This window comes from Ohtaekwangia koreensis, from assembly GCF_900167975.1.
GTDB lineage: Bacteria > Bacteroidota > Bacteroidia > Cytophagales > Cyclobacteriaceae > Ohtaekwangia > Ohtaekwangia koreensis.
The window spans coordinates 1,668,100-1,680,631 of sequence record NZ_FUZU01000001.1 but is presented as its reverse complement, the minus strand read 5'-3'; the positions used below and the strand labels follow the sequence as shown (position 1 = coordinate 1,680,631).

The window sequence follows — 12,532 nt, the reverse complement described above, 5'->3', positions numbered from 1 at the left end:
CCTGCTAAAGCTTGTCGGGTATATATCGATATTCCTTGCCTTAGCATCAGTTTAAATATATATCACTCGATCATTACCGTCTGCTGAAATGTAGCCTGCCCATTGACCGCACGGAGCAAATATACTCCTGTGGTTGGATTCGCAGATAAATTCACTTCATGTTTGCTTACTCCAGGTTGCACGATGTGTGAATAAATTATCTTGCCGGTACGATCATAAAGCGAAATAAAGGTTAGGCTTTCAAGCCGCGTGTGAAAGTCAAGTGTAAAGGCATTATCTGTAACGGGATTAGGAGATGCAATCAACTTCAACTTTCCATCAACCTCTACTGTTCGGATATCCGAGAGTTTATAAACACCATCAAAATCAGTTTGCTTCAGTCTATAGTATGAACGGCCTACTAACGGATCTGTATCGACATGTCTATATTTCACTATACTTTGACTGTTACCGGCTCCATCAATTCTTGCAATCTCAGAGAATGTATTTCCATCCTCGCTTCGGAGTATAGCAAAATAATCGTTGTTAATTTCCGATGCCGTTTCCCAGTAAAGGTCAACATTATCATCCTCGTTAACCTTTGCTGTGAAGGTTAGCAACTCCACGGGCAACGGAGCGTTGTTGCCTGATAAGGTCCAGGGAGAAAATGAAGTAACACCAGATACTGTTGCACTTGTTGCTGTACTGGTTTGTCCTGCAATTGGCGCCTCCCATACATTCGTCGCAGAGTTCCACCGCTGCGCCCGCAATTGTGTTATTGTACCCGCCTCAGCAGCCGATACCTCGAAGCGTACAGTGGCGGTTCCACTAACACCGTCTTTATCAATTTGCCAGAAGCGGTCCACCACGTTGGCACTATTATCAGCTCCATTACGATTCATATCTGTAACAGCAACGGGTGTTGTAGGATACGGTGTATTATTTGCCGCTGTAGTATAAGTGGAAATGGTTACGTTGCCTATGTCCCCTGCCGTATTTGTTAAGGTAAGTGGTATATATACTCCTGATGCTGTACCGAAAGGAAAAACATGTGCACTGGTATTGGCGCCTATATTCCATCTTAATTTACTGGAGTTATTCACCTGTTCACTCACTATATATCCGGAGGTTCGGGATACTGCAGTCGATGCACTATTGCTTATGGTAAGCGTAGTCGAGCTTAGATGTAAAGGACCACTGGTAAGAATCAGCGCATTCTCCACGATAGCATTTTGCTGCATGGTTACGCCGGCTGCATTATTTCCGGTAAGGTTATAAAATGTTGTAATAGATGTTCCGGATATAGCCTGGCTGGCTGAGCCTTTAAAGGTGACGCCTCCATCATCGGTAAAGACTCCGTTATTAACAAAGTTACCAAAAAATGTTATCGAGGAAGTTGAGAACACATGTATACTACCGGAGTTGGTAAATTGATCTTGTGCGTGCACAAAGAAAAAATTCAAAAGCAACACACTATATACTGCTAACTTTTTCATGATGCTATAGGGTTTATATCGCTCAATTTTCGCTAAGGGTAATTCGTTACGAAAACATTACTTTGTTTCTGTAAACCACTGTAGATCGCGAAATGTTGTCGTTTCACCGCTGTTTGCGGAAGTACAGTATAATTCAAAATAGTCACCTGGTGCTATATCTGTTAAATAAATGGTTGTTGCAAATTGATACGGATCATTGGCTGTCGTAAGGCGTAAATCTGTTTCACCAAACCGTGTTGTCGTCACACCATTCTTAACGATCGCGATCGATATGGTTCTGTTGTTACTGGGAACACTAATATTTCCTGAAATAATGGCCCATCCTTCACTCTTATTAACAGGCTGATAGGTTATTCTATTCGTGGCAATGGTCCATTTGGTAGTGGTGGAGGTTTGCGTACCGGCAGTCCAGTTAGCCTTATACCATGTACCAGCCGTTACAATCGATGTGGTAGCACTGCTGTTGTTCACACCGATCCTGCAATGCGGATTCTGATCAGGCCCACCTGAATTGTTACGAATAAAAACGTTGGCGTCTCTTCCATCCGATCGCGAAAAATCAAATCCACTCATAAATGTGCCTATATTATTCCAGGTGTTATTGGTGATAAACATACTGGCAAGCGAAGTAAATGTAGCAGGCGCATAATTGATCCCTATACCTCCTGAAGCATTATAGAAACCACAGTTCAATACAGATGTAATCGCACCCGAACCTGATAAGAAATTTATACCTTTGGCACAGTTGATAAAATCTGTTTCAGAAATTTTAAAAGAAACCCCACTGGTAGCACCCGCAGCCAATTCTATACCGGATCCAACGGCATTGGTTATATCTACCTCAAAAACCCAGAGTTCAATGTTGCTTAACGCTGCTATAGCTCTGTTAAAACCATCGAAGGTGCAGTCCTTCACCTCACTATATTCTCCACTTGTAACCAATTGTATGGCATCATCTCCCGCGCTTGAACCATATCCTCCCAAGGTGGTGGCATCAAAGGCGAGCATTTTAAAATAACTTTCCGATACACAACTAAACATCGGAGAGCCCCCCAACCCAGAAGCTGCCGTAAGATAGGATGTGCCGTATGAGCTTCCTTGTATAGTAAGCGGATAGGGTAAATCAATTACTTGTGTACTGGATATAGGATAGTCTCCACCTACCAGCTTCACTACGGAAGGCCCCACCATGTGCAAATCAAGAAATCCCAGAACTTCCTCAAGGGTAGTCCAGCTTCCGGATGGCGTTACGTCAAATACATTATCATCACGCTCTTCATTCCCTTTTATGATCCAGTTACCATTCACAGCGATATAGGTCTTCCCTATCCACCGAAAATGCTTGGATATACTGCTTCCTTCAATGGTGGAGGAACCGCTCGGCACAACATCGACTTCATCCGTATAGGTACCTATATTTTTTATAGTGATGGACAGTCCATCATCGGCAGCTGTAATAGCCGGAAGTGTAAGCGTAATATCATTGCTGGCCACGACAAATGTTTCACTCTTTGCCACGGTGGTGGTGGTAGTCTTCGAAGTTATACTCGGTTCCCCTACGGCAATGAATGCTACCCATTTAGTCCCGTCCCAGTAATAGTAGCCATCGGCAAGTGTACCGCCACTACTATAAACAAGCATACCGGCAGGAACTGCACCTGTAAGCGGAGATACAGAATTTACATCGTTTAAAATTATCCTCGGTGGTAGTAAACCTTTATTTGTACTTTCCAACTCAAGCAATGAATTCGCATTGATCGTAGTGGGATTGTCCCCGATTTTAACCTGGGCACTTACACTAACAATTAAATGAATCAACAGATAAATAAAAAGTAAAAATCTTTTTACCATAAGGATATCTTTAGTTGGCTATGAATTAAGATGTATATATTACCAAAGGTGATAACATATACCTGTTAAAAAATCAGGAAAATGCTGATTTTAATAAACCATAAAATGGTTATACTCTAAACAGAAGTTACAACACGCAACATCATTATATACTGAAACTCAATGACATCGCTATACTAAAGCACAATGCAGATAAAAAAATAGTGGCAAAAAATCCACACTATATACCTTCTATAGTTAAAGCAATATATACTTATAGATTACTTGAGTAGCGATCTTCAGGTGTTTGATTGTGCGTATGCAACGCCCATTTTTCAAGCACTGCTACAAGCGCTTCAATTTTCACCGGTTTACTAACATAATCGTCCATGCCTGCTTTCATACACTCATCGCGATCACCTTGCATAGCATTGGCCGTCATGGAAATAATTACGGGCTGATGATATCGCTTTAACCGAATCATTCGTGTTGCTTCCAATCCATCCATCTCCGGCATTTGCACATCCATCAAAATCATATCGAAGAATTGATCATCGAATTTTTCAATCGCTTCCAATCCGTTTTGTGCTATTTCTATTTGCTGATAGCCCAGCTTATTAAGAATTCGTGTGGTTAATTTTTGATTGACTGGATTATCTTCTGCTACCAGAATGCGAAGTGGATATTTATTCGCGAACTCTTCCGACAGTAATTGCTTCGGTTTAGCATCTTCTTCTTTTACTATATTTTCAACCGGGCGAAGCGCAGCTTGAATGGCCTTGCTTAAGGGAAGTTGCTTCACTGGCTTATTCAATACTGTTGAAAACAATTCGGCATTCTGTTTTTTACTTTCATCACCAACCGAACTCAACAGTATAACAGGAATAGCAGGATAACTTGCTTTAATAAGGCGCGTTACCTGAACACCATCCATATCGGGCATCTGCATGTCGGTTATAATCAAATCGAACGATGCGTCCTGCGAAAGTATATCCAGTGCTGCCGCCCCGGATGAAGCCAGCGTTGGAATTAACTTCCATAACATCAGTTGTTTTTTCAGAATGGTGAGGTTCGTTGTATTATCATCCACGATTAACACTTTCTTGCCTTCATTGCTAATGACGTTTACAAAATCGTACTGTATACCCGGCTCATGACTTACCGCACCTTTGATTGTAAAGCTGAACGTAGTTCCAGATCCAGCTTCACTTTCCACCTGAATAACACCGCCCATCAATTCCACCAAACGTTGGCTGATCACGAGGCCAAGACCTGTTCCTCCATACTTGCGTGTAGTCGATGAGTCTACCTGAGAGAAAGCTTTGAACAACCGCGAAAGTTTATCCGATGGTATACCTATACCTGTATCGCGTACGCGAAAGGAAAGTTCCAGATCATCGCCTTCTGTTTTCTGCAAATCGACCCCTATAAAAATTTCACCCTGGTGCGTAAATTTCATGGCATTGCCAATCAGGTTAAGAAGGATTTGACGCAAGCGGTGGCTATCACCAATGATCATAGTAGGTATAGTATGATCAATCTGGTAGAGCAGATCTAAACCTTTCTGTGTTGCCTTCCCTGAAAATACATCCATCACTTCTTCTATACATTGACGCAGATCGAAGCTGTGATTTTCGAGTTCGAGGTTACCGGATTCTATTTTTGAAAAGTCAAGAATGTCATTGATAACCGTAAGCAATGCTTCCCCGCTTCCCCGGATTGTATTGGTATATTCTTGCTGCTCGGGAGTAAGGGTTGTCTCCGCCAGCAGTGACGCCATACCCAACACACCATTCATAGGCGTTCGGATTTCGTGGCTCATCGTGGCCAGAAATATACTCTTCGCCTGGTTCGCGCGTTCAGCTTCCTGACGTGCTGCTTCTGCTTCCTCACGCTGCTGGTGAATCTCTTCATTGATGGATTGAAGAAACATGGTCTGCTCCTGCAACTGTTCGTTCAGGGTTTGCATATCTTCTGTCTGGGCCTCGAGTGTTTCTTTTCGCTCGATCGCTTCAGCAGTGCGTTCGCGCACTTCCTTTTCCAAAGCTGCTTTCTGTGCTTCGATTGAATTTACACGTACATGGTATAGAAATATACTCCCGCCGATCACAAAGAACACAGCACTCGCTATAAACCACCAGGTCCGCCAGAAGGGCGGTGTAATAACAAGTTTTAAACTAAGGGTTTCCGTAGCCCAGTTTCCCTCACGGTCACGTCCCTTCACTTTAAATATATACTCTCCCGGATCCAGATTGGTATAGGTCACGCTTCGCCGGGCACGTTCGTTGCTCCACTCTTTATCAAACCCTTCGAGCATGTAAGTATATAACTTACGCTCGCTATCAGCATAGTACAATGCGGCAAACTCAAATGAAATTACGGAATTAGTATGCGACAGCGTGATCTCTTTTGTTTCCGAAATGCTTTTTATAAGGGGAGATTTACCATTTGCGCTGTCTGCTATAGCAACCGGTGCGTTGAATAATTGAAAATCAGTGAGAACAATCGGCACCTGAAAATTCTTATACTTTATACTATCCGGAAAAAATTTAATAAATCCATTTTCCCCTCCGAAGTACATAGCACCTGAACGGCTTTGCAGAAAAGCACTCTGTTTAAACTCTGTGCATTGTAAACCATCCGCAGCGCCAAAGTTTTTAAATTTCCCTGTTTTCGGATTGAATTTAGATAAGCCATTGTTTGTCGCAATCCACAAGTTTGCGCTGGAGTCCTCAAGCATTCCATAGATGGCATCACTGGGAAGACCATCTCTCGTGTGGTATACTTTGAATGTTTTACTTTGAATATCGTAGTAATTCAGGCCCGACATTGTACCGATCCAAAGATTACCTTTCTTATCTTCATGCATCTGATTTATAGCATTGTTACTAATGCTATTGACTCCGTCCTGGTGTTGAAAGCGTGTGAACTTCTTCGTAGTACGATTAAAAATATTAAGACCATTGCCTTGTGTACCAACCCATAAATTTTCGTGACTATCCTCATATACCAGGTATACTTTATTTCCGCTGATACTATTCGGATTTTCATCGTCATGAACATAATGAGTAAAGGAGCTATCTTTTGGATTAAAGAGATTAAGTCCTCCATTAAAAGTTCCAATCCAGATATTATCATACTTATCCTGGTAAAAAGCCCACGCATTATTAGAACTTATACTCCCTGGATCTTTCGGATCATTTTTAAAGTGTTTATATGTATTCTTCTTCGGATTATATAATGTAACACCATCCGCCCATGTTCCGAACCAAAAATTTCCTTGCCTGTCCTCATGAACGTTCAAAACATAATCACCACATATACTGGCGGGGTTACCTTTCTCATGATAAAAATGTTTAAAGTTTCCGGTTTTGTTATCGTATAAATTTACCCCGCCTCCATCTGTTCCGACCCACAGGTTATTTTTTGAATCTTCAAACAAATGAAGAACCTTGTTATTACTCAGGCTTCCGGGTGACGAAGTATGGCGAAAGTGTTGGAATCGACTTCCATCACGCATTAAAAGATTAATGCCGGCAGAAAATGTACCCACCCACATGTTATTTTTTGAATCCCTATATATAGACCATATCGAGTTTATACTGATGCTGGCAGGGTCTATATCATCATGATTATAAGTTAAAAATGAGTTGGCGTTTTTGTATAGTACATTTAATCCTCCGTTCTCGGTACCTACCCATAAATTGCCGTCCGGATCTCCCTCAATTGCCATTACAAAATTATTGGCAAGACCGTCTTCCATTCCAAAACGTTTAAACTCCTTCGTGCGAGGGTTAAACTTGTTTAATCCTGCGCCCCAGGTTCCAATCCAAAGTTGTTTCTCATCATCTTCAAAAATTACCTTGGTATAATTGCCGCTGATTGATTTAGGATCGCTATCATCGTGTGTAAAGCGAGCGAATGTCTTGCTCTTCGGTTCAAAAAGATTCAACCCATTCAAAGTAGCAATCCAGATATTCTGCTCGTGGTCTTCAAATATGTGATTAATGGAATTATCACTTATACTTCTGGGATTATTCTTGTCATGTATATAGTGCGTGAATGTATTGTCGGCCTCATTATATACATCCATCCCTTCCTCGGTACCGATCCATAAAAGTCCTTCGTGATCAATCATAACACTGACCACTTCGTTACTGGAAATTGAATTGGGATTTTTAGGATCGTGCTTAAAGTGTGTAAACTTTTCCTTCTCCCGATTATAGCGGCTTAAACCACCGCCTAAAGTAGCAATCCACAATGCGCCCTTTGAATCCTCAATTATACTATTGATAAAGTTATTGCTGATCGAATTTTCATCTTTAGGGTTATTGCGGAATATCCTGAATGAGTATCCATCAAACTTATTCAACCCATCACTGGTACCAAACCACATAAACCCGCGGCTGTCTTCAAGCATACATACGGTATTGCTATGCGAAAGCCCATCACGTTTACCAATGTGTCTGAAACTAAGACCCTGTGTATAGGAATCTATAGTCAGCAGTATAAAAAATAAGATACAGTAAACACGCATGCGGGGGGTATTAAAATATTTTCTGAAGTTTTACTGTTTGACTTTTACCTGCAACGCCCACTTCTCCAATATGATCACGAGATCTTCCAGGTTTACTGGTTTACTGATATAGTCATCCATACCATTTTTCAAACACTCTTCACGATCACCCTGCATTGCGTTCGCAGTCATAGCAATAATGACGGGCTGAGTATCCAGACAAACGCGAATCATGCGAGTCGCTTCAAGTCCATCCATCTCAGGCATCTGAACATCCATCAGGATCACATCATAAATCCTCTTACTCACTTCTTCCAATACCTCTTTACCGTTCTCCGCGATGTCCGGATCGTAGCCCAGTTTTCCGAGAATACGCATTGCCAGTTTTTGGTTCATGCGGTTATCTTCTGCTATCAAAATGCGTAACGGATACTTCTTCGAAAATTCTGTTGATAATTTTGGTTTAGCAGGGGCAGTATCTACCGTGTAGCTCTCCCCTCTGTTCAACAACGCACTGAGTATACGCTGACTTAGATTATTGAATCGTATAGGTTTGCTTACCACGGAACTAAAAATCTCCGGATGTTTTTTGCTGGTTTCATCACCACTGGTACTCATCAATATAATTGGCAACATCGGATAAAGGTGGCGAATCGTCTGTGACAATTCCATTCCGTTCATCTCCGGCATTTGCATTTCTGCAAGCACAAGGTCTATATCTGGTCCATGTGAAAGTATTTCCATCGCCTGTTTTCCGGAATCGGCTACGATTGGAATCAGTTTCCAATACGCTACTTCATCTTTCAATACATTACGCTGTGTTACGTTGTCTTCTACAATCAGAATTCGTTTTCCTTCAACCCCCACCATATCCGGGTTGCTTCGCAACATATGCGAACCTGCATTAACCGGTATATTAAATTTAACAACTGTCCCCTCGTCTTCCCAACTCTCAATTGTAAATATACCACCCATCATGCCAACAAGACGATTGCACAAGAACAGCCCTATACCGGATTGCTGCGCTCCGGATTGCGAAATTGTATTTGTTAAAAACGCAAGGTCTTTGGCTGGTATACCTATACCTGAATCGCGTATTTCAAAACCAAGGTCCATGGTTCCATTTGCGTTCTCGCTCCGGATCCATACCTCAACCAGGATCTCACCTTGTTTGGTAAACTTTATGGAGTTCTCTACGAGGTTGGTTAGTACTTGTCTCAAGCGCGTACTGTCGCCAATGATCTGCGAAGGTATACGATGATCTACCTGGTATATGAGCTCTATATCTTTTTGCGCTGCATGGCTTGCAAAAATATCGAACACCTCTTCAATGGAATTTCGCAAGTCAAAATCTTTCTGTTCCAACTCGGCCGCATTTGATTCTACTTTCGCGTGCGCCAGTATATCGCTCAACAATATATCATTGATAACGGTAAGAAGGCTTTCACCACAGTTACGAATCGTATCGTTAAAATCTTTCTGTTCGTTGGTTAACGAAGTTTCAGATAATAACGAGACCATGCCCATAATACCATTCATTGGCGTGCGTATCTCATGGTTAATTCGCCCGAGTAAAACTTTCTTGGCGCGCTCTACTTCTGCAGTTTCTTCAAGAGCTTTTTGTTCTCTCTTTCCTGCATATAATAAAAGTTCTGCTTTCTCAATTACCTGGCGTTGCAGTTCCGCTTTTTCATGTTTTATCTTATTCAGGCGTACGCCAAAGAAAATCAACAGCACGATGATCAAACCTGCCAATATAGTGAGCTCTACCCATAATGGAGCCAGGACAAAAATTGCCGATGACGATGCTGCAGAGAATATATATACCATGTTCGTAAGATTGTTGTTAAGGGTTACTGTGCCGGTTTAGATCCGATACCCAGATTTATACCCAATACAAAATATCGTCCCCGATCAAACGTATTGTAACTATAGACCGGGATTGTCCACTTTCCAAATTCAAAACCTATAACGGCACCGTGTTCGAATATCTGTGTGTTTGTATGTAGCATACGCGTATGCTGCATGCTAACCCCCAGATAAAACCACGATGAAATTTCGTATCCCAACTCTGACCAGCTAAACAAAAAATCACATGTGGGATCTTTGGGCGAAAATGTATACTGCGATTGTGACGAAAAGAAAACACCTTCTAATTCTGCAGATACATTCATACCTGCTGATCCACCATCCAGCTCACCCGTCACTGCGCCCATAATCGGTGTGAGGGAATACATCAGCTTTTTACATTCGCCTGAAAATTTTCTTCCTGCATATAAAGAAAATGTATTCTTCTCTTCATAATTATACCGGGCTTCGGCATACCAGTTATTCTTCGCCTGAAAACTAACAACGGGTACGAACTCAACAGCTTCCTTATCCTGAACATAATAGTATTGTTCAAATCCCGCCTGTCCGTATACTTTGGGTATAAGGATGGTTATAAACGCTACTATGAAAATGATTTGAATTTTCATTTTTCGTTGTCGATAACAATCAGTTCTGCAGTTGCCAGTTTGTTTAATAAAGAGATATCCTTCAAATGTGGATTCCAATAAAAGAGTAACAAGTCAATTGGCCGCCATAAAAGTACCCAGCTAAAAATATCAAGACTGTTGCCCAATGCAGTATGTAATCTATTGTGTTCATCCAACATCATGGGTATAAATCCCTGACAGATCAAAACCATCACGAGACTAATACCAAGAAGTATCCAACTGCGATTCCTGAATCTTTTAAACTCCTTTTCGCGCATTTCCTTTTTTTTCAAGTAATGCGTTCGTATAGCATACATCAGTGGCATAGCATATTGCTTATCAATTTCACTAATGCACTTAAACTTGTAAAATATAGCCGAGTATCGTTTCGCAGACAGAACCGATGTACGGATATACTCTTCTAACTGATGACTGAGCTGACGCTTATATATAGGCGCTGGATCATGGCTATTGAAATAGTTGTTAATGGTTTGCCTATCCACAGTCAGGAAAATATCAATTTTGTCGAATGCAGATTCCTCCATAATTATGTACTATATAAAACTGGCAAGTACCAGTAAGGTCATTTGCTTTCGTTGAGACTTGCTATAATATCTATACATAACCTGTCGAGCAGTTTTACCAGCTCAGCATCTGCCATCGAAATTTTCAACTGCGCTACAACTTCCAACAACTCTTTGTCTTCGAGCATATCCAACGTTGCTTTGATTTTATGACAGACCTTCTGAAATAAAGCGAGATCATTTTGCTTGGATGCGATTTGAAGTACTTGCTGCATCTCTTGCAGGTTGTCGATCATCAGATCGGTTATTTCCTTTTTAAATTCAGGATCGCCATCGGTATAGGCATCGAAATCGATGAAAAGCGGTCTTCGTGCTGTATCGGTCGACATTCTGAAAGTCCTCATAAATTTTTAGTTGTTGTTAAAGCAAAGATGGTCGCTCGATGAACGGTATAAATCAGGGGAAAACTGATTTTAAAAAAATAAGGGAAGGGGTGGAAATACGCGGAAAGATTACGCTAAACAGCGTTATGACAATGTAATTCTGGAGATTTTGAAAACAAACGGATCGCAAAAGTCACTGCTTGTGACTGCGATATTGCTTACCTGGGTTTAAAACAAGGTATAAGCGCTTTATAATAGAATATAGGCCTCTGAATTATAACCAAAAACAGGGTATGGTCTGATGAATGCCGTATCAGAATTTCTCTGATATAGAATAAGAAAAATTCTGACTATAGCACTTCAGCGCCTTAAGATAATTTTCCAATCAAATAGTCAAGATGCTCTATGCAAAGTATCTTGATATAGATCAGCGTTGTAACAGAGATGTAACCTCCCGGTTTATCCTTCTTTAACAGGCTCCATGTCTTTTAATCTTTCCTTTTCAACGGTGATGATACTTTGTCCCACGACTATACTATATACCGTTTTTGCTTTGTTGATTGCTTTTACAACTGACACAGGGGTTTTACCGTCCAGTAAGTACTGACGGCCAATTTCAATTTCCATATAGTTATTTAATAAGAATCATTAGAAGAAGAGAGTGCTGCTTCTTTTTTTCAGAATATATATTTCTTGAAGAGGGTATCGATTTCCTGCATGAAAGTTTGATGATGATTACTTATTAAAGTAACATTATTAAACTCCTTTATTTCCTTAATCGCAGCAGCGTAATGCACGAGATCTATCGGCGTTGACAAAAGCTCCTTCAGATCGCGCTTCAAAAATTCCACTTTTATAGCACTCACTTTATCAAGATGAAAGTGGCTATTGAAGTAAGCTTGAATAGCATCATCCTCCAGGTGTGATGTTATAAGATCGTTACGAGTTTGATGAATGAGTTCTATTATTTTCTCTGTTGATAATCTCAACACTTGAACCTCTGCCGACACGTTAAGCATAGATGAATGAATACTCAATGATAGCACAAAAAAGGATTCAACAATATAGTTTGGAGGTCTTGCATATCTCGAAAGTTCTCATTGCTTTCCAACTCGCTGTCTACTACACGAAAAGATTCAAAAAAATTCATGCCAGCTCGTAAATAATTTATTTCCAATGCGTGTCATAGTATTTTTTTACTACGTGATGAGTGGTACAAAAATACTACTCCATTTTATTCGCTAAAAAATGTATTTGTACTATTACAATTATCCTAAACCAATTTACACGGCAATCCTATGGAATTCAATGCGGAGACCCATCAAAA

9 protein-coding genes are annotated in these 12,532 nt (G+C 40.8%); all 9 read right to left on the bottom strand.

The genetic code is table 11. The features are described from left to right. Positions 1-62: 62 nt before the first annotated feature. A complete protein-coding gene (locus B5Y40_RS07120) occupies positions 63-1,475 on the bottom strand; it encodes a T9SS type A sorting domain-containing protein (RefSeq protein WP_079685985.1) in 1,413 nt (470 codons plus the stop codon). A gap of 57 nt (positions 1,476-1,532) precedes the next feature. Then, positions 1,533-3,326 carry a hypothetical protein gene (locus tag B5Y40_RS07115; RefSeq protein WP_079685984.1) on the bottom strand — a complete coding sequence of 598 codons (1,794 nt, stop codon included), beginning with the start codon at positions 3,324-3,326 and terminating at the stop codon, positions 1,533-1,535. A 253-nt stretch (positions 3,327-3,579) separates the two neighbouring features. Beyond that, a complete protein-coding gene (locus tag B5Y40_RS07110) occupies positions 3,580-7,842 on the bottom strand; it encodes a hybrid sensor histidine kinase/response regulator (protein WP_079685983.1) in 4,263 nt (1,420 codons plus the stop codon). Positions 7,843-7,872: 30 nt separating this feature from the next. After that, entirely contained in the window at positions 7,873-9,651 is a 1,779-nt protein-coding gene (locus B5Y40_RS07105; RefSeq protein ID WP_079685982.1) for a response regulator, read from the bottom strand. Positions 9,652-9,674: 23 nt separating this feature from the next. Further along, positions 9,675-10,298, bottom strand: coding sequence for a hypothetical protein (locus B5Y40_RS07100; RefSeq protein WP_079685981.1), 624 nt, complete (start codon positions 10,296-10,298; stop codon positions 9,675-9,677). Next, positions 10,295-10,843: a hypothetical protein gene (locus tag B5Y40_RS07095; protein WP_079685980.1), complete on the bottom strand. Its 549-nt coding sequence runs from the start codon at positions 10,841-10,843 to the stop codon at positions 10,295-10,297. The genes B5Y40_RS07100 and B5Y40_RS07095 overlap by 4 nt, the downstream gene beginning before the upstream one ends. A gap of 38 nt (positions 10,844-10,881) precedes the next feature. Further along, positions 10,882-11,226: a hypothetical protein gene (locus B5Y40_RS07090; RefSeq protein WP_143785645.1), complete on the bottom strand. Its 345-nt coding sequence runs from the start codon at positions 11,224-11,226 to the stop codon at positions 10,882-10,884. Positions 11,227-11,664: 438 nt separating this feature from the next. Next, positions 11,665-11,832: a hypothetical protein gene (locus B5Y40_RS29550; RefSeq protein WP_159453622.1), complete on the bottom strand. Its 168-nt coding sequence runs from the start codon at positions 11,830-11,832 to the stop codon at positions 11,665-11,667. A 50-nt stretch (positions 11,833-11,882) separates the two neighbouring features. Continuing rightward, positions 11,883-12,224 carry a hypothetical protein gene (locus tag B5Y40_RS07085; protein WP_079685978.1) on the bottom strand — a complete coding sequence of 114 codons (342 nt, stop codon included), beginning with the start codon at positions 12,222-12,224 and terminating at the stop codon, positions 11,883-11,885. Positions 12,225-12,532 lie beyond the last annotated feature (308 nt).

Coding starts and splice junctions, on each gene's coding strand:
- B5Y40_RS07120 (WP_079685985.1), bottom strand. CDS start 1,475: ATGAAAAAGTTAGCAGTATATAGTGTGTTGCTTTTGAATTTTTTCTTT.
- B5Y40_RS07115 (WP_079685984.1), bottom strand. CDS start 3,326: ATGGTAAAAAGATTTTTACTTTTTATTTATCTGTTGATTCATTTAATT.
- B5Y40_RS07110 (WP_079685983.1), bottom strand. CDS start 7,842: ATGCGTGTTTACTGTATCTTATTTTTTATACTGCTGACTATAGATTCC.
- B5Y40_RS07105 (WP_079685982.1), bottom strand. CDS start 9,651: ATGGTATATATATTCTCTGCAGCATCGTCATCGGCAATTTTTGTCCTG.
- B5Y40_RS07100 (WP_079685981.1), bottom strand. CDS start 10,298: ATGAAAATTCAAATCATTTTCATAGTAGCGTTTATAACCATCCTTATA.
- B5Y40_RS07095 (WP_079685980.1), bottom strand. CDS start 10,843: ATGGAGGAATCTGCATTCGACAAAATTGATATTTTCCTGACTGTGGAT.
- B5Y40_RS07090 (WP_143785645.1), bottom strand. CDS start 11,226: ATGAGGACTTTCAGAATGTCGACCGATACAGCACGAAGACCGCTTTTC.
- B5Y40_RS29550 (WP_159453622.1), bottom strand. CDS start 11,832: ATGGAAATTGAAATTGGCCGTCAGTACTTACTGGACGGTAAAACCCCT.
- B5Y40_RS07085 (WP_079685978.1), bottom strand. CDS start 12,224: ATGCTTAACGTGTCGGCAGAGGTTCAAGTGTTGAGATTATCAACAGAG.